A 23,237-nucleotide genomic window follows, 5' to 3' on the forward strand; every position below is an offset into this window, starting at 1 on the left:
GGTGCGCGAGCCGTCAACCGGCTTTCGGGTAAACCTGCCGGCCCGCCAGGAAAGTGGCCCGTACTTCCAGGTCGGCGATGGCTTCCGCGGCGGTTTCGCGCGGATCCGCCGAGACGATCACCAGGTCGGCGTACTTGCCGACCTCGAGCGAGCCGATCACGTTGTCGGCGAACAACTGCCAGGCCGCATCGATGGTCTGCGCCCGGATCCCCTGGTCGACGGTCAGCCGCTCCTCCGGCGCCAGCACGCGACCGCTGGGCGCGGCGCGGGTGACGGCGACGCTGATGTTGCGCAGCGGCTCCTCCGGGGTGACCGGCGGATCGTTGTGCAGGGAGATCCGCATGCCGGTCGCGACGGCCGAGCCCGCGGGCATCCACCGGCCGCCGTGCTCGGGGCCGAACAACCCGTCCACCAGCACGTCGCCCCAGTAATGCAAATGGTCGACGAACAGGCTGCACGTGACGCCCAGGGAGTGGGCCCGCCGCAACTGCTCGGGCGTGATGGCGCCGACGTGTTCCAGCCGCAGCCGATGATCGTCGCGGGGATGCGCTCGCAGAACCTCTTCGTACACGTCGAGGATGGTGTCCACCCCGGCGTCACCGTGCACATGACAGGCCAGCTGCCAACCCTTCGGGAAGAACGTGCCGACGATTTCGGACAGTTGCTCCTTGGTGTAGTTGGCGTGCCCGCAGGAGCCGGGCACCACGCCGATGGTCCGCGTGGCATCGGTATCCAGGTAGGGAAACGTCAGATCGATGTTGCCGACCCACGGCGACCCGTCGACCCAGATCTTGATCCCGACCTGGCGCACCATGTCGTCGCCCTCCGATGGGCTGGCATCGGTGTGCAGTGCCGCCGTTGACATCTCGTATGTGCGCAACCGCACCGTCAGCTGGTCGTGCAGCTGCGCCAGCAGCGGCCGGAACATCGGGTCGAATGCCATTTCCGAGCACGTGGTCAGCCCGGCCTGGTTGAGCCGGGCGCATTCGGCGACCAGCATGGCCGGATAGTCGCTCACCGAGATGGCGTCCCCCAACAGCGGAAATACCGCCCCGGTTTCCTCGGCTGTGCCGTCCAACTCGCCGTCGGCATCGCGACCGTACTTCGCCCCCTTGGGATCCGGGGTGTCTCTCGTCAGCCCGGCACGCCGAGCCGCTGCGGTGTTGAAGAAGGCCTTGTGGCCCGAGTTGTGCACGATCACCAACGGCGCCTCGGGCGCCACACCGTCCAGCCAGGACAAGGTGGGCTCGGGCAAGCCGTGCTGCAACAGCGGATCCCAGCCGTTCAAGAAGGCGCCGTCGGCACCCCGCTCGGCCACCTCGGCGGTTATCGCGTCGAGCACCTCATCGGCGCCGGGCAGGGTGACCGGGCGGATATCGACGATGCGCCCCGACAGGGTCATCGCCTCCATCAACGGATGACCATGTGCCTCAACGAAGCCCGGCATGACACAGCCGTCGACCTCACGGACGTCGGTCTCGGGGCCCACGCAGCCGGACACCTCGGCCCGGGACCCGACCGCCACGATGCGGCCACCGGAGACCGCGAGCGCCTCGGCAGTCGGCTGTGCGTCGTCGACGGTCAGAACGGTTCCGTACAGGACGAGATCGGCGGGCGCGCTCGGGCTGGTCATGCCCGGATGCTAGAGCGTTGAGACGTTTGCCCGGGTGTGTCCCCAGAAACCCTGGAAAAATTTTCAAAAGTTTCCGCCCGCCCTGTCGATTTCCGCGGGGCGCCGTTCGACGTATGTAACGAGGGCCACCCTTTGAGTAGAACAGGCGAGCCCCTTCCCTACATAAGAAGGAGACAGACAATGTCGCGCTACATGCTGATCATGCGTTCCACCCCCGAGGCCGAAGTGGCGATGGCCGAGCAGAACATCGACTTCGACGAGATCATCGCGGCGATGGGCCGCTACAACGAGGAACTCATCAAGGCCGGCGTACTGCTGGCGGGCGAGGGCCTGACCGACCCGGAAGAAGGCTTTGTCGTCGACTTCAACGCCGATCCCCCGGTGGTCACCGACGGGCCCTACACCGAGGCCAAGGAGCTGTTCAACGGCTTCTGGATCCTCGATGTGTCCTCCAAGGAAGAGGCCAAGCAGTGGGCACGGAAATGCCCGCTGGGCCAGGGCGTGAAGCTGGAGGTCCGCCGGGTCAGCGAGACCGAGGAGTTCCCGCAGGACAACGAGTGGGTTCAGAAAGAGATCCAGTGGAAAGCCGAGGTGGCCGAGAAGCTCGCCCGGCAGGCCCGCGAGGCCGCCAACCGCTGATCGGGGCACAGGCCCCGGCGGTCCCTAACCCGCCGGGGTCTGGCTCCCACCCCCACAATCAGTCACGTTAGGCACCGCCGGTCGCACCGGCATGAGTAGTGCACTACCTATCTTTCGGGCCGCGAGGATCTTGTGTTACGCCCATATCGGGGGATCGGCTCCGCAATTTCTGGAACACGTTCTAGTCTGGACTCCATGAGTGATGCCTTGCTGCACCATCCGATCCATTCCGGCCACCTCACCGTCGGCGCGCTCAAGCGCAACAAGGACAAGCCCGTGCTGTTCCTCGGCGAGACCACCCTGACCGGTGGCGAGCTCGCGGAACGCATCAGCCAGTACATTCAGGCCTTCGAGGCGCTCGGCGCAGGGGCCGGTGAAGGCGTCGGCCTGCTGTCGCTGAACCGGCCCGAGGTGCTGATGATCATCGGCGCCGGCCAGACCCAGGGTTACCGTCGCACGGCACTACACCCTCTCGGTTCGCTGGACGACCACGCCTATGTGCTGACCGATGCCGAGGTGACGACCCTCATCATCGACCCCAACCCTGCCTTCGTGGAGCGGGCCCTCGGGTTGCTCGAGAAGGTGCCCACGCTGCGCCAGGTGCTGACCATCGGACCCGTCCCCTCCGCGCTGGAGGGCGTGGGCACCGACCTGACCGCCGAGGCCGCCAAGTACCCGCCCGTGCCGTTGGTCGCCGCCGAACTGGACCCCGATCACATCGGCGGGCTGACCTACACCGGCGGCACCACCGGTAAGCCCAAGGGCGTGATGGGCACGGTGCGGTCGATCACCACGATGACCACGATCCAGCTCGCCGAATGGGAGTGGCCCGAGAACCCGCGCTTCCTGATGTGCACGCCGCTCTCCCATGCCGGTGCGGCGTTCTTCGTCCCGACGATCGTCAAGGGCGGCGAGATGATCGTGCTGCCCAAGTTCGACCCGGCCGAGGTGCTGCGGGTGATCGAGGAGCGGCGCATCACCGCGACCATGCTGGTGCCGTCGATGATCTACGCACTGATGGACCACCCGGACTCCCACACCCGCGACCTGTCCTCGCTGGAAACCGTGTACTACGGCGCCTCGGCGATGAACCCGGTGCGGCTGGCCGAAGCTCTCAAGCGCTTCGGGCCGATCTTCGCGCAGTACTACGGCCAGTCCGAGGCGCCGATGGTGATCTCGTACCTGGGCAAGAAAGATCACGACGAGAAGCGGCTGACCTCCTGCGGCCGGCCCACCCTGTTCGCGCGGACCGCGCTGCTGGACCCCGAGGGCAACCCGGTGCCCCAAGGCGAGGTGGGCGAGATCTGCGTGTCGGGGCCGCTGCTGGCCGGCGGTTACTGGAAGCTGCCCGAGGCCACCGCGGACACCTTCAAGGACGGCTGGCTGCACACCGGCGACATGGCCCGCGAGGACGAGGACGGCTACTGGTTCATCGTCGACCGGGTCAAGGACATGATCGTCACCGGCGGGTTCAACGTGTTCCCCCGTGAGGTGGAAGACGTGGTGGCCGAACATCCTTCGGTGGCGCAGGTGTGCGTGATCGGCACTCCCGACGAGAAGTGGGGCGAGGCCGTGACCGCGGTGATCGTGCTGCGGCCCGACGCCGCGTCCGACGACGAGGCCGTCGCCAAGGTGACCGCCGAGATCCAGGCCGCTGTCAAGGAACGCAAAGGCTCGGTGCAATCGCCCAAGCAGGTGATCGTCGTCGACTCCGTGCCGGTGACCGCCCTCGGCAAGCCCGACAAGAAGGCCGTGCGGGCCCAGTTCTGGGAGGGCGCTGCCCGCGCAATCGGCTGACGTTCGCGGCCCGCTAGCTCTCTTCGTCACGCTGGAGTGGCGCTCGCGCTTGAGCGCCACTCTGGCGTGACAATCGGCAGAATGGCGGCGTGGCAGACGACCCGGCTACCCCCGCCGACCTGCAGAAGACGCTCGACGCGGTGTGGCGAATGGAGTCGGCCAAGATCCTGGCCACCCTGACCCGTACCGTCGGCGACGTCGGCCTGGCCGAGGATCTGGCCTCCGAAGCCCTACTCGACGCCCTGACGCAGTGGCCGGCCACCGGAGTGCCGCGCAATCCCGGAGCGTGGCTGACCACGGTGGCCAAACGCAAGGCCATCGATCACTGGCGGCGCGCGGAGAACCTCGATGCCAAGTACGCGGTGCTGGCCCGCGAGCTGGCCGAACATGTCGAGGAGTCCTGGGACCCCGACCACATCGACGACGACGTGCTGCGGCTCATCTTCATCGCCGTCCACCCCGTGCTGTCCCGCGAAGCCCAGATCGCACTGACCCTGCGCATGGTCGGCGGGTTGAGGACCGACGAGATCGCCCGGGCCTTCCTGATCTCGACCGCGACGGCGGCCGCGCGAATCACCCGCGCGAAAAAGGCTCTGGCCCAGGCCAACCCGCCCTTCGAATTGCCACCGCGGGACGAATACCCGCAGCGGCTGTCGGCGGTGCTCTCGGTCATCTACCTGATCTACAACGAGGGGTATTCGGCCTCTGCCGGCCAGCGCTGGATCCGTGACGAATTGTGCGCCGAGGCATTGAGATTGGGGCGCGTCCTGGCCGCACTGGTGCCCGACGAACCCGAAGTCCACGGCCTGCTGGCGCTGATGGAATTCCAGTCCTCCCGCTTTGCGGCCCGCACCGACGCCGAGGGCCGGCCCATCCTGCTGGAAGACCAGAACCGGGCCCGGTGGGATCGCGCACAGATCCAGCGGGGCGTCGCCGCCCTTGAGCGCTCCAGCGCGGCCCGGCAGCAACGAGGTTGGGGCCCGTACGCCCTGCAAGCCGCGCTCGCCGAATGCCACGCGACAGCCCCCACCGCGGCCGACACCGACTGGGCCCGCATCGTCGCGCTGTACGACGCACTGCTGCAGATCACCCCGTCGCCGGTAGTCCAACTCAACCGCGCGGTGGCCGTCGCGATGCGATCCGGCCCCCGCGAGGCACTGGCGATCGTCGACGAAATCGAAGGCCTCGACGGCTCCTATCTGCTGCCCAGCATCCGCGGCGAACTGCTGTCCCGGCTGGGGCGGCACCTCGAGGCGGCCGAGCAGTTCGACCGGGCCGCGGCCTTGACCGACAACGACCGTGAGCGAGACGTACTGCTGGACAAGGCCATCCGCGAACGCGGCTGATCCAGACCGGCATCGTGGCACGATGGCAGGCATGGTGTCGGCGGTGTTGTTCGACTTCTCCGGGACCCTGTTCCGCCTCGAGGAACAGGACAGCTGGTTCGCCGGGATGGCCGTCGACGAACGTGAGGTCGACGGCCATGTGCAAGCCGAGTTGATGCGCCGCCTGACCGCCCCGACCGGGCGCTCGGTCGCGATGACCGATGAGCAGTACCGAGCCTGGGCCAACCGCGACCTCGCGCCGCACCTGCACCGCGAGGCCTATCTACATGTGCCGCGCGAATCGGGCCTGGCCGATCACCATGCGGAATCGCTCTACAACCGCGTGATCGACCCCGCCAGCTGGACCGCCTACCCCGACACGGCACGGGTTTTCGAAAGCCTCAAGACACAGGGCCTTCGGACGGCCGTCGTCTCCAACATCGCGTTCGACGTGCGGCCGGCGTTCGGCGCGATCGGCGCGGCCGACCACGTCGACGAATTTGTGTTGTCTTTCGAAGTCGGCGCCGTCAAACCCGACCCGGCCATCTTCACCGCGGCACTGGACCGCCTCGGGGTGGCCGCTGCGGACGCACTCATGGTCGGCGACAGCGAAGAGGCCGACGGCGGCGCCCGCGCGTTAGGTTGTCGGTTCGCGTTGGTCGATTCGCTGCCCACCGCAGAGCGGCCCGACGGCCTGATCACGGCCCTGCAGGATGTCGGCATCCGTGCCTAATGTGGAGGCATGGCTGACGACCGCATCCGGCCACCGTGGTGGCTCAAGTACGTCAACAAGGTGATGATCGGGCTCAACAAGCTCGGCGTCGGCGGCGACAAGGGTCCCGTGGTGCTGACCGTTCCGGGGCGGAAAACCGGGAAACCCCGGTCGACGCCGGTCACGCCGATGACCATCGACGGCCACCGCTACATCGTCGCCGGGCTACCGAAAGGCGACTGGGCGGCCAACGCCCGCGCCGCCGGCGAGGCCACCGTGCACCAGGGCCGCAAGGACCAGCGGGTGCGCATGGTGGAGATCCCCGTCGAGCAGGCTCGCCCGCTGCTGCGCCAGTTCCCGATCCTGGTACCGACCGGTGTCGGTTTCATGCGCAACGCCGGCCTGGTGACCGGGCCCAACCCTGACGAGTTCGAAGCGCTGGCCGGGCGCTGCCCCGTCTTCCGGCTGGACCCGATCTAACCCGGTCAGCTCAGGTGCGGGGCCTCCTTGATCTTGGAGTCCTGCTTGCCCGTGGTCTGGCAGAAGGTCTGCACCGCCAACCGGGTTCCGGTGATCTCCAGCTGCGCGGCGTCGGTGCCCTTTTCGTCCTTGAGCATCTTGGCCACCGCGTCGTTCTGCGTCTTCTCGTCCTGCCCGATGAAGTCCTTGCACTTCGTGTCACCGCCGGTCACCTCGGGTGTGCAACCCACGAGCACTACGCCCGCGGCCAAACCCGACATCAACACACTCGCCAACTTCTTCATCGTGGCCCTCTCTCCTCTGGTGATACGCGGTGCGCATCATCGCGCCGGGGTTGGTACCCCGCTGCGATACCTGTGAAACCTCTGGGCATGGTCGCTCTACAGTCGAGCACGTGAGTGCAGACAACCCGTTCGACCCGACAGCCTGGGAGCCGGTGCCCGGCTTCGACGATCTGACCGACATCACCTACCACCGCCACGTCGCCGACGGCGCCCGGCAACCCACGGTGCGAGTCGCGTTCGACCGGCCCGAAGTGCGCAATGCCTTCCGGCCGCACACGGTCGACGAGCTGTACCGCGTCCTCGACCACGCCCGGATGTCCCCCGACGTCGGGGTGGTCCTGCTGACCGGAAACGGCCCGTCGGCCAAGGACGGCGGCTGGGCCTTCTGCTCCGGCGGCGATCAGCGCATCCGCGGCCGGTCCGGCTACCAATACGCGGCGGGCGAAACCGCCGAAACCGTCGACCCCGCCCGGGCCGGGCGACTGCACATCCTCGAGGTGCAGCGGCTGATCCGCTTCATGCCGAAGGTGGTGATCTGCCTGGTCAACGGGTGGGCGGCCGGCGGCGGGCACAGCCTGCACGTCACCTGCGACCTGACCCTGGCCAGCCGCCAGCACGCCCGCTTCAAGCAGACCGACGCCGACGTCGGCAGCTTCGACGGCGGCTTCGGCAGCGCCTACCTGGCCCGGCAGACCGGGCAGAAGTTCGCCCGCGAGATCTTCTTCCTGGGCCGCGCCTACGACGCCGAGACCATGTATCAGATGGGTGCGGTGAACGAGGTCGTCGACCACGCCGAGCTGGAGTCCGTCGGCTTGCAATGGGCCGCCGAGATCAACGGCAAGTCGCCCCAGGCGATCCGGATGCTCAAGTTCTCGTTCAACCTGATCGACGACGGCCTGGTGGGCCAGCAGGTGTTCGCCGGGGAGGCCACCCGATTGGCCTACATGACCGACGAAGCCGTCGAGGGTCGCGACGCGTTCCTGGAGAAGCGCGATCCGGACTGGAGCGGTTTCCCGCGCTACTTCTGAGTGATTTGTGCACGATTACCCGCGCTCACCGCCGGTAATCGTGCACAAATCACCGGAAACGAAACCCGGTCTGGCCGTGCGGTGACTTCGCGAACGCGAGCACCTTGGTCGGGGTGACCCGGTAGACGAGGGCAGCCTCCCTCTCCGGGTCGAAAACCTCGTCGTCACAATCGAAATCCCAGTCATCGCCGTACTTGGCCCGGTAGGCGTCGGCCAGGGTGGTCAGCCGCTGCCGCCCGGTCACCCGCGCGGAGGTGCCCTCGACCACGACGTCGAGGCCGGAGTTCCAGGTGTTGGTACCGGTGGTGACGGCGACGGCCGTGCCGGCCCGCAAGTTGCGTGCCTTCTGCTCGCCTGCCCCGGTGCAGAACACGAACGTGTCGTCGATCCACACCCCGACCAACGGTGTGACGTGGGGCCGTCCGTCGCCGCGGACGGTGGTGAGCCAGTACAGCCCGGCGGCGCCGAGGGCCGTCGCGGCGGCCTCCCAACTCGTCGCTTCGGTCGCCTCGCTGAAGCGCTGGTCTAGCTTGCCCGTGATCGCCATACCGGTACCGACTCGGCAGCAGCCCACAAGTCATCGCGGAAAGCCAGGCCTCCTAAACTCGGCGCATGAGCAAGAGCCCGCTGCGTCGGCTGTCCGAACAGTTGCTGCTGACCAGCATGCGTCCGCCGCTGACCGAACGGTTGCAGGCCCGTGACGATATCGACGTCGCCGGCAAGCGCATCTTGCTGACCGGCGCGTCTTCGGGCATCGGCGAGGCAGCGGCCGAGAAGTTCGCCGCCAAGGGCGCCACCGTCGTCGCGGTGGCCCGCCGCCAGGAACTGCTCGACGAGCTGGTCGACCGGATCACCGCCAAGGGCGGTGACGCCCGCGCCCACGCGGTGGACCTGTCGGACATGGCTGCCGTCGACGAGTTGGTGGCCCGCGTCGAGGCCGATCTGGGCGGCGTCGACATCCTGATCAACAATGCGGGCCGGTCGATCCGGCGCCCGCTGGCCGAATCACTGGAGCGCTGGCACGACGTCGAACGCACGATGACGCTCAACTACTACTCGCCGCTACGGCTCATCCGCGGCCTGGCGCCCGGCATGCGCGACCGCCGCGACGGCCACATCATCAACGTCGCAACCTGGGGCGTGATGAACGAATCCTCGCCGCTGTTCGCCGTCTACAACGCCTCCAAGGCGGCACTGGCCGCGGTCAGCCGGGTCATCGAAACCGAATGGGCCACGGACGGCGTGCACTCCACGACGTTGTACTACCCGCTGGTGAAGACCCCGATGATCGCTCCGACCCGGGCCTACGACGGCTTGCCCGGGCTGACGGCCGCCGAGGCCGCGGACTGGATGCTGACCGCGGCGCGCACCCGCCCGGTGCAGATCGCCCCGCGCATGGCGGTGACCGCCAAGGCGCTCAACACCGTCGCGCCCGGGCTCGTCGACGCGGTGATGAAACGGCAACGGGTGCAGCCGGTCTGACGTGTCGTGTCGCCACCGGCACAGCCGCGGTGGTAGACAAGGGATATGGAAATCCTGGCCAGTCGGATGTTGCTCCGGCCGGTCGACTACCCGAAGTCGGTGGCGTTCTACCGGGACGGGATCGGTCTGGCCATTGCTCGCGAATACGGTGCAGGCACAGTCTTTTACGCCGGGCAGTCGTTGATCGAGTTGGCCGGCCACCACAGCCCCGCCGAACCCGGGCGGTTCCCCGGGGCGCTGTGGCTGCAGGTGCGTGACGTCTACGCCACCCAGGCCGAACTGGAAAGCCGTGGCGTGAAGATCGCCCGGGCCGCGGCCGAGGAGCCGTGGGGTCTGCACGAGTTACACGTGACCGATCCCGACGGCATCACCCTGATCTTCGTGCAGGTCCCCGACACTCATCCGCTGCGACGGGATACGCGGCAATAAGTCGGCCGCGAGTTCAGCGCACCGGTGTGGCCAGCGGCCAGCCGACCGAGGCCAGGCGAGAGGCCACCTGCTGAATCTCTTCGGGATTCGGCTCCTTCTCGATGACCTTGCGCACCGCGTCGTGAAGTTCGTCGTCGGTGACCGGGGTGTCCCCGTTGTTGGAACGCAGGATCGACTGGGCGGCCCGAACCACCTCATCCTCGGTCAGCGAGCGCTTGAGCAACGCCAACAGAGCGAAGTAGTCCTTCTGCGGCACGCCCTCGGGATAACCCTTGTGCAGCCACGTCAGCACGTTCTCCATGTAGCCGGCAGATTCGGTCATGTGTGCGCTCACTTACCCGGGATGAAGGGGACGGGGTTGAATCCGAAGTGGTGAATGATCGTGGTCTTGGTGATCCACAGGATCGCGATCACGATCACCGCGGCCACAAGACCGAACAGCACGAGACCGAACGCCTTCAGCACGGGGTTGGGCGCCACCACGGTGCCATCCTCATGCGTCCCACCGGCGCCGTTGGAGAACGCCACCAGACCGGCGGCGAACACCGCGGGCAGGCCGGCTCCGAGGATCAAGCCCACGACCAACACCTTGAAGATCGATTCCAGATAAATCATCAGCAGATTCCTTCGTCAGATCCGGTCAGACTGTGGCTTTGTCGGCGGTATCGGTGGTGCCGGCGGGCTTGGCGGCCTCACGAACCTCCGCCGGCACGACCGAGTTGGTGGAGGAATCCCAATCGGCGTTGACGTTCTTGTGGTCGACCTTCTGCTGCTGGGCGCGCCACCACATGTAGCCGGACAGCGCCACCAGGATCAGGAAGATCAGGCCGTCGCCGGCCAGCGCTGCCCCGGTGAGCGACTCGACACCGTGGGACAGCCAGAAGGCCAGCGCGCCGACGATGCCGGCGGCGGGCAGGGTGATCAGCCACGCGACGGCCATACGTCCGGCGACCGCCCAACGCACCTCGGCGCCGGGCTTGCCGACCCCGCTGCCCAGGATCGAGCCGGTCGCGACGTGAGTGGTGGACAGGGCCATACCGGCGGCACTGGAGCTCAGGATGATCGCGGCCGAGGAAGCCTCGGCAGCGAGGCCCTGCGGGGACTCGATCTCGACCAGCCCCTTACCCAGAGTGCGGATGACGCGCCAGCCACCGATGTAGGTGCCGAGGCCGATGGCCAGCGCGCAGGACGCGATGATCCAGAACGGCAGACCGTTCTCCTTCACGTCGCCGGTCAGGTGGCCGGTGGTGATGAGTGCGAGCGCGATGACGCCCATGGTCTTCTGCGCGTCGTTGGTGCCGTGCGACAGCGCCACGAGCGAGGCCGTGGCGATCTGGCCCCAGCGGAAGCCTTGCTCGCGGCGCTTCTTCAGGACGTTGCGGGTGATGCGGTAGACCAGCCAGGTACCGGCGGCAGCCACCAGGCAGGCGATGAACGGGGCAGCTACCGCGGGGATGAGCACCTTCTGGATCACGCCGGACCAGTTCACCCCGGACAGTCCGATCGCGGCGAGGCCGGCACCGATCAACCCGCCGAAGAGCGCGTGCGACGAGCTGGACGGGATACCGAAGAGCCAGGTCAGCAGGTTCCAGAGGATGCCGCCGATCAGGCCGGCGAAGATGATGGTCAAGCCGGTCGAGGCATCGATGCCGGAAACCAGCGACCCCGTCTTGCTGTCCTGGATCTTCAGCACGGAGGTGGTCACGGTCACGGCCACCTCGACCGAGAGGAACGCGCCGACCAGGTTGAGGACACCCGCCAGGATCACGGCGGTTTTCGGCTTCAATGCCCCGGTGGCGATCGAGGTCGCCATCGCGTTTCCGGTGTCGTGAAAGCCATTTGTGAAATCGAAGGCCAATGCTGTTGCTATCAGCAACACCAGAATGATCAGCTCAGCGCTCATGGCCGTAATTCTGTAGGACCGCCGGCGTTTTTGACCAGCCGGAAACACCACGCTGAGCTGGGGATTCGAATACGCTCCAAATGAGTTCACCGAGTGTTCATCTGCACACCCCGGATTGTTCGCCGGGGCGGTTTGCCGATCCCCGAGCTGGCTATAAGTTCACTGCGAGCCTGAGTCGGCGGACAGCACTACCATCGATGCGGTCCCCCGGCTCAAAATCATTTGTCCGGAGGAACCTCGCTCGGGTGCATCAGGAGTAGGCACAGTGAACGCTTTTCTCGCGAAGATCGCGGCCTGGCTCAATGCCGGGTACCCCGAGGGGGTGCCCGGGCCAGACCGGGTGCCGCTGCTGGCGCTGTTGACGCGGCGGTTGACCAACGACGAAGTCAAAGCCGTCGCACAAGATCTCATCGATCGCGGTGATTTCGATCACATCGACATCGGCGTACTGATCACCCAGATCACCGACGAGCTGCCCCGTGCCGAGGACGTCGAGCGGGTGCGGGAGCGCCTGGCCGCCAAGGGCTGGCCGTTGGACGATCCCCGCGACGCCGAGGATTCCATCGAGGCCGACCGAACCGACGGTGGCGATCCGGATGAGCCAGGGGGCCCGGCATAACCGTTCTACGCCCCATCGCTGTCGGCTCCGCGACGGACGAACTGCTGACCATCCTCGACGACGTTCTGACCGCAAGCGGATCGGCGATCCTGCCCGTACCCGCCGGGGACGAGCGTCAAAGTTCTTTGTTGAAAAGCACTTTGCGGGCCGGGGAAGAGATCGACGGCGACGTCGCGGTGGTGATCTCGACGTCGGGCACGACTGGTAAGCCGAAAGGCGCGCTGCTGACCGCCGACGCGCTGCGCGTCAGCGCGACCGCCACCCATGCCCGGCTGGGCGGCGCCGGGCACTGGCTGCTCGCGCTGCCCGCCTACCACATTGCGGGACTTCAGGTTCTGGTGCGCAGCGTGCTGGCCGGCACCTCACCCGTCACCGTCTCCGCATCGTTCGATCCGACCGAGTTGCCTTCTGCGGTAGCTGCATTGGGCAGCGGGCGCCGCTACGCCTCGCTGGTGGCCGTTCAGTTGGACAAGGCCCTGCAGGATCCGGCTGCGGCCGAGGCGCTCGCCGACCTCGACGCCGTCCTGATCGGTGGCGGGCCGATGCCGGCCGGGGTGGCCGAACGCGCCGAGGCGGCTCAGGTGAACGTGGTGCGCACCTATGGGATGAGCGAAACCGCCGGCGGCTGCGTGTACGACGGTGTGGCGCTCGACGGCGTCTCGATCCGTATCGACAACTCACGAATCCTGCTCGGCGGAGCCACCGTGGCCAAGGGGTACCGCAACCCGGTCAGTCCGGACCCGTTCGCCGAGCCCGGGTGGTTCCGTACCGACGACCTTGGCACCGTGGATGATTCGGGCGTGCTGCGGGTGCTGGGCCGCGTCGACGATGCGGTGAGCACCGGTGGTTTGACGGTGCTGCCGCAACTGGTCGAGTCGGCCCTGGCCGGCCATCCGGCGATCGCGGACTGCGCGGTTTTCGGAGTTCCTGACGAGCGGCTGGGTCAACGGGTGGTGGCCGCGCTGGTGCTGGCACCCGGTGCGCCGGCGCCCGCTGTGGCCGAGTTGCGCACCCATGTGGCACAAACCCTCGATGCCACCGCGGCTCCGCGCGAGGTGCACGTCGTCGACGAGTTGCCCCGTCGCGGCATCGGCAAGCTGGACCGCCGGGCATTGGCGGCGCGCTACAGCTGAGCGCCGCGACTACGGAGCCGGAATTTCACTTGTCGGCTTCGGCATGATGGAGACATGCGCCGAGAAGTGACTTCCGCCGATGAGCTGCGCGCCATCGTCGGGCAACCCACCGCCGCCGTCGCCAAGAAGGTGACTGACCGCTTGTCGGAGGCACAGCAGGGCTGGCTCAAGCAGTCACCGCTGGGATTCGTGGCGACCACCGACGCGCACGGCCGCGTCGACGTCTCCCCCAAAGGCGATCCGCCGGGGTTCGTCCAGATCATCGACGCAACCACGATCGCGATCCCGGAACGTCCCGGAAACCGGCGGGTCGACGGGTTCCTCAACGTGCTGCAGCGCCCGCACGTAGGCACGGTGTTCGTCATCCCGGGCCGCGGCGACACCCTGCGCATCAACGGCACCGCCCGGATTCTTTCCGACGCAGACTATTTCGACGACATGGCGGTCGGCGGTAAGCGGCCGATCCTCGCGCTGGAAATCGCCATCGAGGAAGTGTTCTTCCACTGCCCCAAGGCTTTCCTGCGCTCGGAGGCCTGGAAGCCCGAGACTTGGGATCCGACGGCCGTGCCCTCGGTCGCCCAGATGGCCAAGGCGTTCAAGCCCGATCAGAGTCAGGCTGAACTCGACGCATATTACAGCGAGGACAACCTGCGCAAGATCCTTTACTGAACCGACTCGGCGGGTTTCACCAGGATCGCGCGCGTGTAGAGCAGCTGGAAACCGCGGCGTTGCACATTGTGCTGGGACTTCGAGCCGGGTGCCGTTGTCACGACGGCGATCTCGCATCCGGCGCCGGCGGCCTCATGCAGTCGCGTCGCGAGCAGGGCGGCCTGCACCCCGCGGCGCCGGTAGGCCGGCGCCGTGGCAGCCCCGGCCAGCTGAGCGATCGAGCCGGCCACCCGCATCATCGCGCCCCCGGCGATCACGCTGTCACACAGCGCAACATACGCTGTGGCCCCGGCCTTTTCCATATCGCGCTCGGCTCGCTCGACGATGTCGGCGGGGAACTGCTCATGGCTCACCGGCCCCTCGCCGTCGGGATGGGCGAAGCCCTCCACCACGACATTCACCCAGGCGGTGAGATCGTCGGCCCGGCGCACCTGCACGTCCGACACCGGGGCCGGCTCGTCGCCGACCGGCCGACCGAGCACGTTCTCGAACTCTTCGAGGCGGTAGCCGCGCCCGGACAGCAATGCGGTGACCTCGGGATCGGCCAGATTGGACAGCTCCACCTGGGTGGCGCTGCCCCGGGCCGCGAAAGCGCGTTCGATCTCACCCAGCACGGCCTCATCGGGTAGGCCGTCGAAACCGAGGCCGACCACCTTGTTCATCGGCGAGTTCGGCTCGGCAAAGCAGGCGAATCCCCCGGCGACCGGCAAGACCAAACCGTCGGCACCGCGATCACGGGCCGCCCGAGTCGCCGCGACGATGAGGTCCGATTCGGCTTTCTCGATACGCCTGGCCAACTCGACACCACAGAACAGCTCACCTTCGCGCACGTGGGCGCCACCGTTGATTGCCACGTGGATATTGTGCCCACACAAGCGTTTCCGAAACGTCTAACGCGGCGGGCCGGCCGGCTCCCACGACTGCATCGCGGTGTCGAGCGCATCACTGTCGAGCGCTGCCACCGGAACCGGTGACTGATCTGCGTGGTAACGCATGCCCTCCAGAAGGAGGGCCACATACCGGCGCCAGAGATCGGGGTCGACATTGCCCGCGAATTCGCTGACCGTGCCGGACAACAGGCCCAAGAGCGGCATGTCCGTCGACGACACCTCCGGACGCAGATAACCGTCGCCCTGCGCCCGCTCCACCAGCTTGGTCAACACCGGCATGAGCCGCTCCTGGCAGGCCTTCACCCGGTCGCCGCCATAACACTTGCTGAACGCGATTTCCCGCAAGCCTCGGTCGGTCGCCGTGATCTCGCACATGCTCTCGACGTACCAGGCGAAACCGAGCCATGAATCTTCGTGTTGCAGTGCGGTTTCGGCCAGCGCGGTGAGCTGGTCCATGCCGTCCACGAAGATGGCCTCGATGAGCTCTTCCTTCGTGGCAAAGCGTCGGTACACCGTGCCCACCCCGACGTTGGCGTGCCGTGCCACGTCGTTGAGGGTTGCTTCAAGACCTTTGTCGGCAAACAGTTCGCGCGCTGCGGTCAGCACCCGCTGCCGATTGCGCTCGGCATCCCTGCGCAGCACGGGACGTGTTTCCTCGGTCATATCTCTCAGTTTAAGTGATCGGCGTCATAAGTGGATTGATCCTATCCACTTATTCGGCTAACTTTACCCTTCGAACTGCGTAGGCTGCCTAATAGCCAGGTCGACGCGAACGCAACAACACGTCGGGAGGCCCATCAATGACAGCCGTCCAGGCGCGGCATCACTTCGCCGCACTCCTCTTCCAGCCGCAATGCTGAAGGCCATCCGCCGAATCTGGCTCCCCGTACTGATTGTCATCGCCATGGGGGCCGGCGCGCTGATCGTGATGAACGTCCGCAAGGTCTTCGGCGCACATCCCGTGATCATCACCGACACCACGTCGGACAACGCCGAGGACTTCAACCCAAAGTTCGTGAAATACGAGATCTTCGGTAACGGCAGCACTGCCGTCATCAACTACATGGACCTCGAAGGCAAGCCCCAGCGCACCGGAACCGTTCCGCTGCCTTGGACTTTGACGCTGCAAACCACGTTGCCGTCGGTCCAGCCCAACATCATGGCCCAGGGCGACGGGGACAGCATCAGTTGCCGCGTCACTGTCGACGACCAGGTCAAAGAAGAGAGAACGGCTACTGGCTTGAACGCACAAACCTTCTGCTTTGTGAAGGCAGCATGAGCGCGCCCACGGACGACACCCCGACCGACGCCATCGCAACCGGGCGCCACGCAGCGCCTCCGCGCCCGGCGATCCCGCGATTCATCCGGGCATTCGCCCTGCCGATCATCCTGATCTGGATCGTGATCGTCGCACTGCTCAACACCGTTGTGCCGCAGCTCGAGGTCGTCGGCAAGATGCGCGCGGTGTCGATGAGCCCCAACGACGCGCCGTCGATGATCGCCATCAAAGAGGTCGGCAAGAAGTTCCAGGAGTACGACACCAGCAGCTCGGTGATGGTCGTGCTCGAAGGCGACAAGCCGCTGGGCCTCGAGGCGCACATGTTCTACGACCAGATGGTTCGAGACCTGCGCGCCGATACCACCCACGTGCAGCACGTCCAGGACTTCTGGGGCGACACCCTGACCGCCAAGGGCGCCCAGAGCCGCGACGGCAAGGCCGCCTACGTGCAGGTCTACATCGCCGGCGACCAGGGCGAGACGCTGGCCAACGAGTCAGTCGAAGCAGTGCGACGCATTGCCACCGAAAGCCCCGCACCCGACGGTGTGAAGGCCTACGTGACCGGGTCCGCGGCGTCGAGCACCGACCAGAACATCGTCGGCGACGAGAGCATGCAGCTGATCGAACTCGTCACCTTCGGGGTCATCGCCGTCATGCTGCTGGCGGTCTACCGATCGATCATCACCACGCTGATCGTGCTGGTGATGGTGGTGCTCGAATTGTCCGGCGCCCGTGGACTCGTCGCGCTACTGGGCTTCCACAATTTCTTCGGTCTCACCACGTTCGCGACCAACATGCTGGTGACCCTGGCCATCGCCGCGGCCACCGACTACGCGATCTTCCTGATCGGCCGATATCAGGAAGCACGAAGAGCCAGCGAGGACAAAGAAGCGGCCTACTACGACATGTTCCACGGCACGGCCCACGTCGTGCTCGCGTCGGGTCTGACCATCGCCGGTGCGACGTTCTGCCTGCACTTCACCCGCCTGCCGTACTTCCAGACCATGGGTATCCCACTGGCGATCGGAATGACGATGGTGGTCGCCATGGCGCTGACCCTGGGGCCGGCCGTCATCTCGGTGTTGAGCCGGTTCGGCAAGATCCTCGAGCCCAAGCGGCATTCGAACTCGCGTGGCTGGCACCGGGTCGGCACCGCCACCGTCCGCTGGCCGGGCGCAATCCTGATGTGCGCCATCGTGGCTGCGCTGGTCGGCCTGCTCGCCCTGCCCGGCTATCACACCACCTACAACGACCGCATCTTCCTTCCCAAGGACGTCGGAACGAACATCGGATACGACGCCGCATTCCGGCACTTCTCGCAGGCCAAGATGAACCCGGACCTGATGATGATCGAGTCCGACCGCGATCTGCGGAACCCGGCCGATTTCCTGGTGATCGACAAGATCGCCAAGGCCCTCAAGAACGTGCACGGCATCGCCCAGGTGCAGACCATCACCCGTCCCGACGGCGATCCGATCAAGCACTCGACGATCCCGTACACGCTGGGCCAGAGCGGCACGACCCAGTTGATGAACAACGACTACCTGCAGAGCAACCTGGACAACATCCTCAAACAGGCCAACGATCTGCAGAACAGCATCGACTCGATGACCGAGATGATGAGCATCCAAACGGATCTGGCCGCGGTGTCGCAGCGGATGGCCGACAAGATGAAGACCACGTCCGGCGACATGAACGACGTCCGGGATCACCTGGCGGACTTCGACGACCAGTTCCGGCCGCTGCGCAACTACCTCTACTGGGAACCGCACTGCTTCGACATTCCGATGTGCTGGTCCATCCGGTCGATCTTCGACGCGCTCGACGGCATCAACACGATGTCCGACGACTTCCAGGATCTGGTCCCGGAAATGCAGCGCATGGCGGACCTGATGCCGCGAATGGTCGCCGTGTTGCCTGCGCAGATCCAGACCATGAAGAACCAGAAGCAGATCCTGCTGAACCAGTACCAGGTGCAGAAGGCCCAGCAGGACCAGACGATGGCGATGCAGAACACCGCCACCGCCATGAGCGAAGCGTTCGATACCGCCAAGAACGACGATTCGTTCTACCTGCCACCGGAGGCCTTCGGGACCGACGACTTCCAGCGGGGGCTCAAGCTGTTCATGTCACCTGACGGACATGCGGTGCGGTTCACCATCATTCACCAGGGTGATCCGCTGACCCCGGAAGGCACTTCTCGCATCGCACCGCTCAAGGTCGCCGCAACCGACGCCATCAAGGGGACACCGCTGGAGGGATCGAAGATCTACCTCGGCGGCAGCTCGGCGACGTTCGCGGACATGCAGCAAGGCGCCGACTACGACCTGATCATCGTCGCCGCGGCGGCACTGATCCTGATCTTCATCATCATGTTGGTGCTCACCCGCGCCGTGGTCGCCTCCGCGGTGATCGTCGGCACGGTGGTGCTGAGCCTCGCCTCGGCCTTCGGGCTGTCGGTGCTGCTGTGGCAACACATCGTGGGCATCCCGCTGCACTGGATGGTGATGCCGATGTCGGTCATCGTCCTGCTCGCAGTGGGCGCGGACTACAACCTGCTACTCGTCTCACGAATAAAGGAAGAGATCCACGCCGGGCTGAAGACCGGGATCATCCGGGCCATGGTCGGCACCGGCGCCGTGGTCACCTCCGCAGGTCTGGTCTTCGCGTTCACCATGGGATCGATGGCCGTCAGCAGCCTGATCGTCATCGGCCAGGTCGGCACGACCATCGGCCTGGGTCTGCTGTTCGACACCCTCGTGGTTCGATCGCTGATGACGCCGTCGATCGCCACGCTGCTGGGCCGCTGGTTCTGGTGGCCGCAACGCGTCCGCCAGCGCCCGCTGCCGCAGCCCTGGCCCAAACCCATCCAGCGCGATCCCGAGGAGGCCTTGACCTGATGAGACGCCTGCTGATCGTCCTATCGTTCTGCGCCGCAACCAGTGTCGCCCTGTCCGCACCGGCCTACGCCGATCCGTCTTACGATCGGGATCCCGACACCAACTTCGCCCACGAGTTGCACACCTTCGGGATCTACGGGCAGAAGGACTACAACGCCTGGATCGGCAAGATCATGTGCAAGCGATTGCACAACGGGGTCGACCACACCGCCCAGGACTCGGTGAAGTTCGTCAAAAAACAGCTGGACAAGGACAGCACCGACGCCCAGTCGTGGCAGTTCCTGGGTACCGCCATCAACTACTACTGCCCCGATCAGCGGTTCGTCTACGAACAAGCCGCGCACTGAACGACTTTGGAGCGAGGGTGAAGCGCAAGAATCTCAGTAACCTGATCCGCACCGGCCTGGCCGGGTGCGCGGTGGCCGGAGCACTGGCCGGCGCCGGCATCGCAAACGCCGACGCCACCGACGACTACCCGATCCCCAACCGGATCCTCAAGACCCCGTGCACCGCCGAGCAGATCATGGCGGCCGCCCGCGACGTCGAGCCCGTCTACTACGAGCGCTACATGATCGACTACAACAACAAGCCGGTCGCCGACCAGCAGGGCGCCCAGGACCGCATCCACTGGTTCTTCTCCATGGACTACGCCGGCCGCCGCCAGTACTCCGAGAACATGGCCACCAACGCCTTCTTCGAGAACATGTCCTGGCGCTGGCCGAACTGGGCCAAGCTGTTCTTCAACAACAAGGGCGTCGCAGCCAACACCACCGACGTCTGCCAGAACTACCCGCCCAACGACATGTCGGTCTGGGACTGGCACTGACGTCGACGCACCAACCTGCCGGCTCAGTCCGGTAGCGAGTTGCTCAGCCGCTCGGTGGCAGCCAGGTAGTCCTCGATGAACTCACGGACCACCTCGCGGGCCGGCTTGACCTTGTTCATCAAGCCCACGCCCTGGCCGACGAAGTAGGTGGCCAGCGCCTGCGCACCCGGATGTCCCTGGGCGGCAAGCACATCCACCCGGCGGATAACCGGCTCGGCCAGCATGTTCTGCAGCGGCAGCGGAAGGGTCTGGTGGCCACCGGGATTCGGCTGCCAGGCATCGGTCCACTCCGAGCGGAGCTGGCGGGCCGGCTTGCCGGTCCGCCCGGTCGAGCGCACGGTGTCACGCGAGGTCGCCTCGAGCATCTTCTGCACGGTGTGCGGCGCGGTCTCGGCCTCCTCGGTGGTCAGCCATACCGAGCCGGTCCAGGCTCCGGCCGCCCCCATCGCCACCGCGGCGGCCATCTGCCGTCCCGTCACGATGCCGCCGGCGGCCAGCACCGGGATGTCGCTGCCGGCCTGCTCCAGCGTCTCGAGAACTTCCGGCACCAGCACCAGCGTCGACACCTCACCACAGTGCCCGCCCGCCTCGGTGCCCTGCGCGATGATCAGGTCCACCCCGGCGTGCACCTGCTTGAGGGCGTGCTCGCGGGCACCGACCAGCGCCGCCACGGGCACGCCGCGCTCACGGCCGGCCTCGATCATGTAGTCCGGCGGCACCCCGAGTGCGTTGGCGATCAGCTTGATCGGATGGCTCATCGCCACGTCCAACAACTCGCGGCCGGTGTCGCCGGACAACGAGGAGCCGCCGAACCGCTGCTTGGCCTCGGGCTCGATACCGTGATCGGCCAGCAATTGCGCCACGAACTCGCGGTATTCGGCGGGGATACGGTCGGTGAGCTGTCCGCGCGACAGCTTCTCGCCCTTACCTTCGAACTTCGCGGGCACGATGATGTCGGCGCCGTACGGCTTGCCGCCGACCTGCTCGTCGATCCAGGACAGCTCCTGGTCCAACTGCTCGGGCGTGTAGGCCGTGGCGCCCAGCACGCCGAAGCCGCCGGCGTTGGTCACCGCGGCCACCACGTCGCGGCAGTGGCTGAAGGCGAAGAGCGGAAAGTCGATACCGAACTGCTCACAGATCGCGGGTTTCACCCCGTCAGTATTGGCACCCCGACTTGACGGGTGTCAAGAGGGGGTCCGGTCGTGGGCCGTCAGGGCAGCTCGAACGGCAGCTTCACCCCGTCGTGGGCCAGGCAGTGCGTGCAGGCGCGCTCGGCATCGACAGACTCCAGAGCCTCGTGCACGAGCTTTTTGAACGGCACCATGTTGCGCTCGAATTCGGCGAAGACGTCCACCGTCGTCACCCCGGAACCGGCCTCGATCCCCGCATCCAGGTCGGTCACCAAAGCTATTGCCGCATAACACATCTCAAGTTCTCGGGCCAGCACAGCCTCGGGGTATCCGGTCATGTTTACCAGGGTGAACCCCTGGTCTGCGAACCATCGGCTCTCCGCGCGGGTGGAAAACCGCGGCCCCTGGATCACCACCATGGTGGCCCCGTCGACCACACCGGGCAGCGCGGCAGCGACGGCCCGCAGCGCCGGACAGTACGGGTCGGCGAAGCTGACGTGGATGCCGCCGGAATCGAAGTACGTGTCGGCGCGGCCGCGGGTGCGGTCCACCAGCTGATCCGGCACCACGACCGACCCCGGGCCCAGGTCGGTGGTCAGGCTGCCCACCGCACAGGGGGCGAAGATCCGTCGGACCCCCAGCGTGCGCAGCGCCCACATGTTGGCCCGATACGGCACGGTGTGCGGCGAGTACTCATGGCTCGCCCCGTGCCGGGGCAGGAAGGCCACCTCGTGCCCGCCCACTGTTCCCACCGTGACCGGCGCGCTCGGCGCACCGTACGGAGTGTCCACGGTGACGGTGCGGGCGTCGGGCCCGAAGAACGAATAGAAACCACTACCGCCGATGACGCCGAGCATGCAGCGCTATTCGGCCTCGTCGGTCTTGACGGGATCCGCCGGTGCCTCGTCGGCGTCTACGTCGAGATCATCGTCGAAGTCGTCGAAATCCTCGTTCGCCTTGCGGGCACCGTCGGCGATCTCGAAGACATCGGTGGCCAGGCCCCCGAGGGCGGTCGCGACGTCCTTGACGGCCGTGGTGATGATCGAGGTGACCTGCCCGACCGTGGAGGCCACGGCCTCGACGGATTCCTGCAGCACGTCCTTGCCGATCTCGGTCTTGCTGAGCTGCTCCTTCATGAGGCTCAGTGTAAGAGTCCGCGCGGGATGGCACCGGGTCAGCTCATACGATGGCCGTCGTGGCCAGTTTCGCGCAATGGATCGAAGGCGCCCGTCCCCGCACCCTGCCCAACGCCGTCGCCCCGGTGCTCGCCGGCACCGGCGCCGCCGCCTGGTTGGGGTCGGCGGTGTGGTGGAAAGCGTTGCTGGCGCTGGCCGTATCGCTCGCGTTGATCATCGGGGTGAACTACGCCAACGACTACTCCGACGGCATCCGCGGCACCGACGACGTGCGGTCCGGACCGTTACGCCTGGTGGGTTCCAAGCTGGCCTCGCCGCGGGCTGTGCTGACCGCCGCGGTGGCCAGCCTGGCGGTCGGCGCGGTGGCCGGACTGGCGCTGGCCGCGGTCAGTGCACCGTGGCTGATCGCGGTCGGAGCCGTGTGCATCGCCGGGGCGTGGCTGTACACCGGCGGGAAGAAGCCCTACGGCTATCTCGGCCTGGGTGAGGTGGCGGTGTTCGTCTTCTTCGGCCTGGTCGCGGTGCTGGGCACCCAGTACACCCAGGCACTGCGTATCGACTGGGTCGGGCTCGTCGCCGCGGTGGCCATGGGATCCCTGTCGTCGGCCGTGCTGGTGGCCAACAATCTGCGCGACATCCCCACCGACAGCCAGTCGGGCAAGATCACGCTGGCCGTCCGCCTCGGCGATGCCCGCACCCGGCTGCTCTATCAGCTGCTGGTCGGCGTGGCCCTGGTGCTGCCCCTGGTGCTGATGCTCGCGACGCCGTGGAGTGCTTTCGGTCTACTGGCGCTGGCGCCTGCGGTGCGGGGACTGCGGCCGATCCGCAACGGCAGCACCGGCGCCCAGCTGATCCCGGTACTGCGCGATACCGGGCTGACCATGCTGGTGTGGGCGATCGCGGTGTCGGCGGCCCTGTTCCTGGGCTGAGCCGAGCCTTCTCC

At 66.6% G+C, this 23,237-nt stretch carries 27 protein-coding genes; 16 read left to right on the plus strand and 11 right to left on the minus strand.

Going from position 1 to position 23,237, the window contains the following annotated elements; translation table 11 throughout:
- Positions 1 to 13: 13 nt before the first annotated feature.
- Positions 14 to 1,633 carry an amidohydrolase gene (locus tag K6L26_RS26570; RefSeq protein WP_221852092.1) on the minus strand — a complete coding sequence of 540 codons (1,620 nt, stop codon included), beginning with the start codon at positions 1,631 to 1,633 and terminating at the stop codon, positions 14 to 16.
- Between the two features lie 180 nt (positions 1,634 to 1,813).
- Here K6L26_RS26570 and K6L26_RS26575 point away from each other — a divergent pair, with 180 nt between their 5' ends.
- The 5 genes from K6L26_RS26575 to K6L26_RS26595 all read left to right on the plus strand — a co-directional run bounded on the left by K6L26_RS26575 (position 1,814) and on the right by K6L26_RS26595 (position 6,586).
- On the plus strand, positions 1,814 to 2,272 hold the full coding sequence (locus K6L26_RS26575) for a YciI family protein (RefSeq protein WP_019344501.1): 459 nt from the start codon (positions 1,814 to 1,816) through the stop codon (positions 2,270 to 2,272).
- 195 nt (positions 2,273 to 2,467) lie between these two features.
- Entirely contained in the window at positions 2,468 to 4,069 is a 1,602-nt protein-coding gene (gene fadD8, locus K6L26_RS26580; RefSeq protein WP_221852093.1) for a fatty-acid--CoA ligase FadD8, read from the plus strand.
- A gap of 149 nt (positions 4,070 to 4,218) precedes the next feature.
- The gene (locus tag K6L26_RS26585) at positions 4,219 to 5,415 is read left to right on the plus strand and encodes an RNA polymerase sigma factor (protein ID WP_221853478.1); all 1,197 of its coding nucleotides are present in this window, start codon (positions 4,219 to 4,221) and stop codon (positions 5,413 to 5,415) included.
- A gap of 22 nt (positions 5,416 to 5,437) precedes the next feature.
- Positions 5,438 to 6,127, plus strand: a complete 690-nt coding sequence (locus tag K6L26_RS26590; RefSeq protein WP_221852095.1) for an HAD family hydrolase — start codon at positions 5,438 to 5,440, stop codon at positions 6,125 to 6,127.
- Between the two features lie 9 nt (positions 6,128 to 6,136).
- Positions 6,137 to 6,586 carry a nitroreductase family deazaflavin-dependent oxidoreductase gene (locus tag K6L26_RS26595; RefSeq protein WP_221852097.1) on the plus strand — a complete coding sequence of 150 codons (450 nt, stop codon included), beginning with the start codon at positions 6,137 to 6,139 and terminating at the stop codon, positions 6,584 to 6,586.
- A 5-nt stretch (positions 6,587 to 6,591) separates the two neighbouring features.
- Here the strand turns inward: K6L26_RS26595 and K6L26_RS26600 are convergent, their stop codons facing one another.
- Positions 6,592 to 6,870: a hypothetical protein gene (locus K6L26_RS26600; protein WP_019344506.1), complete on the minus strand. Its 279-nt coding sequence runs from the start codon at positions 6,868 to 6,870 to the stop codon at positions 6,592 to 6,594.
- A 110-nt stretch (positions 6,871 to 6,980) separates the two neighbouring features.
- On the opposite strand from K6L26_RS26600, the gene K6L26_RS26605 reads away from it, so the two are divergent.
- Complete coding sequence (locus K6L26_RS26605; protein WP_019344507.1) at positions 6,981 to 7,898, plus strand: 1,4-dihydroxy-2-naphthoyl-CoA synthase; 918 nt, start codon at positions 6,981 to 6,983, stop codon at positions 7,896 to 7,898.
- 49 nt (positions 7,899 to 7,947) lie between these two features.
- On the opposite strand, the gene K6L26_RS26610 is transcribed toward K6L26_RS26605, so the two are convergent.
- Positions 7,948 to 8,445, minus strand: coding sequence for a pyridoxamine 5'-phosphate oxidase family protein (locus K6L26_RS26610; RefSeq protein ID WP_019344508.1), 498 nt, complete (start codon positions 8,443 to 8,445; stop codon positions 7,948 to 7,950).
- A 65-nt stretch (positions 8,446 to 8,510) separates the two neighbouring features.
- On the opposite strand from K6L26_RS26610, the gene K6L26_RS26615 reads away from it, so the two are divergent.
- Both K6L26_RS26615 and K6L26_RS26620 read left to right on the plus strand, forming a co-directional pair.
- Positions 8,511 to 9,380, plus strand: a complete 870-nt coding sequence (locus K6L26_RS26615; RefSeq protein WP_048896289.1) for an SDR family oxidoreductase — start codon at positions 8,511 to 8,513, stop codon at positions 9,378 to 9,380.
- Positions 9,381 to 9,425: 45 nt separating this feature from the next.
- Positions 9,426 to 9,809: a VOC family protein gene (locus K6L26_RS26620; RefSeq protein WP_019344531.1), complete on the plus strand. Its 384-nt coding sequence runs from the start codon at positions 9,426 to 9,428 to the stop codon at positions 9,807 to 9,809.
- Between the two features lie 13 nt (positions 9,810 to 9,822).
- Here the strand turns inward: K6L26_RS26620 and K6L26_RS26625 are convergent, their stop codons facing one another.
- Genes K6L26_RS26625 through K6L26_RS26635 form a run of 3 tightly spaced genes read right to left on the minus strand, consistent with a single transcriptional unit; the run spans position 9,823 to position 11,712 of the window.
- Positions 9,823 to 10,131, minus strand: a complete 309-nt coding sequence (locus tag K6L26_RS26625) for a DUF3349 domain-containing protein (RefSeq protein WP_036390176.1) — start codon at positions 10,129 to 10,131, stop codon at positions 9,823 to 9,825.
- Between the two features lie 8 nt (positions 10,132 to 10,139).
- A complete protein-coding gene (locus K6L26_RS26630; protein ID WP_019344533.1) occupies positions 10,140 to 10,424 on the minus strand; it encodes a hypothetical protein in 285 nt (94 codons plus the stop codon).
- Positions 10,425 to 10,449: 25 nt separating this feature from the next.
- Positions 10,450 to 11,712, minus strand: a complete 1,263-nt coding sequence (locus K6L26_RS26635; protein ID WP_019344534.1) for an inorganic phosphate transporter — start codon at positions 11,710 to 11,712, stop codon at positions 10,450 to 10,452.
- A 265-nt stretch (positions 11,713 to 11,977) separates the two neighbouring features.
- Here K6L26_RS26635 and K6L26_RS26640 point away from each other — a divergent pair, with 265 nt between their 5' ends.
- Genes K6L26_RS26640 through K6L26_RS26650 form a run of 3 tightly spaced genes read left to right on the plus strand, consistent with a single transcriptional unit; the run spans position 11,978 to position 14,133 of the window.
- Positions 11,978 to 12,331 carry a DUF3349 domain-containing protein gene (locus K6L26_RS26640; protein ID WP_019344535.1) on the plus strand — a complete coding sequence of 118 codons (354 nt, stop codon included), beginning with the start codon at positions 11,978 to 11,980 and terminating at the stop codon, positions 12,329 to 12,331.
- Between the two features lie 50 nt (positions 12,332 to 12,381).
- Positions 12,382 to 13,464, plus strand: coding sequence for an o-succinylbenzoate--CoA ligase (menE, locus tag K6L26_RS26645; protein ID WP_377153322.1), 1,083 nt, complete (start codon positions 12,382 to 12,384; stop codon positions 13,462 to 13,464).
- A gap of 54 nt (positions 13,465 to 13,518) precedes the next feature.
- Positions 13,519 to 14,133, plus strand: a complete 615-nt coding sequence (locus K6L26_RS26650) for a pyridoxamine 5'-phosphate oxidase family protein (protein WP_019344537.1) — start codon at positions 13,519 to 13,521, stop codon at positions 14,131 to 14,133.
- On the opposite strand, the gene K6L26_RS26655 is transcribed toward K6L26_RS26650, so the two are convergent.
- Positions 14,127 to 14,987, minus strand: a complete 861-nt coding sequence (locus K6L26_RS26655) for a GNAT family N-acetyltransferase (RefSeq protein WP_019344538.1) — start codon at positions 14,985 to 14,987, stop codon at positions 14,127 to 14,129. The two genes, K6L26_RS26650 and K6L26_RS26655, sit on opposite strands and share 7 nt — an antisense overlap.
- Before the next feature lie 36 nt (positions 14,988 to 15,023).
- Complete coding sequence (locus K6L26_RS26660; RefSeq protein WP_019344539.1) at positions 15,024 to 15,686, minus strand: TetR/AcrR family transcriptional regulator; 663 nt, start codon at positions 15,684 to 15,686, stop codon at positions 15,024 to 15,026.
- A gap of 190 nt (positions 15,687 to 15,876) precedes the next feature.
- Here K6L26_RS26660 and K6L26_RS26665 point away from each other — a divergent pair, with 190 nt between their 5' ends.
- Genes K6L26_RS26665 through K6L26_RS26680 form a run of 4 tightly spaced genes read left to right on the plus strand, consistent with a single transcriptional unit; the run spans position 15,877 to position 20,028 of the window.
- Complete coding sequence (locus tag K6L26_RS26665) at positions 15,877 to 16,302, plus strand: MmpS family transport accessory protein (protein ID WP_019344540.1); 426 nt, start codon at positions 15,877 to 15,879, stop codon at positions 16,300 to 16,302.
- Entirely contained in the window at positions 16,299 to 19,202 is a 2,904-nt protein-coding gene (locus K6L26_RS26670; RefSeq protein WP_221852099.1) for an MMPL/RND family transporter, read from the plus strand. Before K6L26_RS26665 ends, K6L26_RS26670 begins: the two co-directional genes overlap by 4 nt.
- Entirely contained in the window at positions 19,202 to 19,549 is a 348-nt protein-coding gene (locus K6L26_RS26675) for a DUF732 domain-containing protein (RefSeq protein ID WP_065062018.1), read from the plus strand. Before K6L26_RS26670 ends, K6L26_RS26675 begins: the two co-directional genes overlap by 1 nt.
- A 17-nt stretch (positions 19,550 to 19,566) precedes the next feature.
- A complete protein-coding gene (locus K6L26_RS26680; RefSeq protein ID WP_036389269.1) occupies positions 19,567 to 20,028 on the plus strand; it encodes a DUF5078 domain-containing protein in 462 nt (153 codons plus the stop codon).
- Positions 20,029 to 20,051: 23 nt separating this feature from the next.
- On the opposite strand, the gene K6L26_RS26685 is transcribed toward K6L26_RS26680, so the two are convergent.
- From K6L26_RS26685 to K6L26_RS26695, 3 genes are read right to left on the minus strand one after another with little or no spacing between them, the layout of a single operon-like run.
- Positions 20,052 to 21,179 (minus strand): nitronate monooxygenase, encoded by a 1,128-nt coding sequence (locus K6L26_RS26685; RefSeq protein ID WP_019348972.1) that lies wholly within the window; start codon positions 21,177 to 21,179, stop codon positions 20,052 to 20,054.
- A 59-nt stretch (positions 21,180 to 21,238) separates the two neighbouring features.
- On the minus strand, positions 21,239 to 22,015 hold the full coding sequence (locus tag K6L26_RS26690; protein WP_036389271.1) for an S-methyl-5'-thioadenosine phosphorylase: 777 nt from the start codon (positions 22,013 to 22,015) through the stop codon (positions 21,239 to 21,241).
- Between the two features lie 6 nt (positions 22,016 to 22,021).
- Positions 22,022 to 22,294, minus strand: coding sequence for a hypothetical protein (locus tag K6L26_RS26695; protein ID WP_019348974.1), 273 nt, complete (start codon positions 22,292 to 22,294; stop codon positions 22,022 to 22,024).
- A 59-nt stretch (positions 22,295 to 22,353) separates the two neighbouring features.
- Here K6L26_RS26695 and K6L26_RS26700 point away from each other — a divergent pair, with 59 nt between their 5' ends.
- Positions 22,354 to 23,223: a 1,4-dihydroxy-2-naphthoate polyprenyltransferase gene (locus tag K6L26_RS26700; RefSeq protein ID WP_048895650.1), complete on the plus strand. Its 870-nt coding sequence runs from the start codon at positions 22,354 to 22,356 to the stop codon at positions 23,221 to 23,223.
- Positions 23,224 to 23,237: the final 14 nt, after the last annotated feature.

The sequence above is a fragment of the Mycobacterium farcinogenes genome (assembly GCF_019739075.1).
GTDB classification, from domain to species: domain Bacteria; phylum Actinomycetota; class Actinomycetes; order Mycobacteriales; family Mycobacteriaceae; genus Mycobacterium; species Mycobacterium senegalense.

Coding starts and splice junctions, on each gene's coding strand:
- K6L26_RS26570 (WP_221852092.1), bottom strand. CDS start 1,633: ATGACCAGCCCGAGCGCGCCCGCCGATCTCGTCCTGTACGGAACCGTT.
- K6L26_RS26575 (WP_019344501.1), top strand. CDS start 1,814: ATGTCGCGCTACATGCTGATCATGCGTTCCACCCCCGAGGCCGAAGTG.
- fadD8 (WP_221852093.1), top strand. CDS start 2,468: ATGAGTGATGCCTTGCTGCACCATCCGATCCATTCCGGCCACCTCACC.
- K6L26_RS26585 (WP_221853478.1), top strand. CDS start 4,219: ATGGAGTCGGCCAAGATCCTGGCCACCCTGACCCGTACCGTCGGCGAC.
- K6L26_RS26590 (WP_221852095.1), top strand. CDS start 5,438: ATGGCAGGCATGGTGTCGGCGGTGTTGTTCGACTTCTCCGGGACCCTG.
- K6L26_RS26595 (WP_221852097.1), top strand. CDS start 6,137: ATGGCTGACGACCGCATCCGGCCACCGTGGTGGCTCAAGTACGTCAAC.
- K6L26_RS26600 (WP_019344506.1), bottom strand. CDS start 6,870: ATGAAGAAGTTGGCGAGTGTGTTGATGTCGGGTTTGGCCGCGGGCGTA.
- K6L26_RS26610 (WP_019344508.1), bottom strand. CDS start 8,445: ATGGCGATCACGGGCAAGCTAGACCAGCGCTTCAGCGAGGCGACCGAA.
- K6L26_RS26615 (WP_048896289.1), top strand. CDS start 8,511: ATGAGCAAGAGCCCGCTGCGTCGGCTGTCCGAACAGTTGCTGCTGACC.
- K6L26_RS26620 (WP_019344531.1), top strand. CDS start 9,426: ATGGAAATCCTGGCCAGTCGGATGTTGCTCCGGCCGGTCGACTACCCG.
- K6L26_RS26625 (WP_036390176.1), bottom strand. CDS start 10,131: ATGACCGAATCTGCCGGCTACATGGAGAACGTGCTGACGTGGCTGCAC.
- K6L26_RS26630 (WP_019344533.1), bottom strand. CDS start 10,424: ATGATTTATCTGGAATCGATCTTCAAGGTGTTGGTCGTGGGCTTGATC.
- K6L26_RS26635 (WP_019344534.1), bottom strand. CDS start 11,712: ATGAGCGCTGAGCTGATCATTCTGGTGTTGCTGATAGCAACAGCATTG.
- K6L26_RS26650 (WP_019344537.1), top strand. CDS start 13,519: ATGCGCCGAGAAGTGACTTCCGCCGATGAGCTGCGCGCCATCGTCGGG.
- K6L26_RS26660 (WP_019344539.1), bottom strand. CDS start 15,686: ATGACCGAGGAAACACGTCCCGTGCTGCGCAGGGATGCCGAGCGCAAT.
- K6L26_RS26665 (WP_019344540.1), top strand. CDS start 15,877: ATGCTGAAGGCCATCCGCCGAATCTGGCTCCCCGTACTGATTGTCATC.
- K6L26_RS26670 (WP_221852099.1), top strand. CDS start 16,299: ATGAGCGCGCCCACGGACGACACCCCGACCGACGCCATCGCAACCGGG.
- K6L26_RS26675 (WP_065062018.1), top strand. CDS start 19,202: ATGAGACGCCTGCTGATCGTCCTATCGTTCTGCGCCGCAACCAGTGTC.
- K6L26_RS26690 (WP_036389271.1), bottom strand. CDS start 22,015: ATGCTCGGCGTCATCGGCGGTAGTGGTTTCTATTCGTTCTTCGGGCCC.
- K6L26_RS26695 (WP_019348974.1), bottom strand. CDS start 22,294: ATGAAGGAGCAGCTCAGCAAGACCGAGATCGGCAAGGACGTGCTGCAG.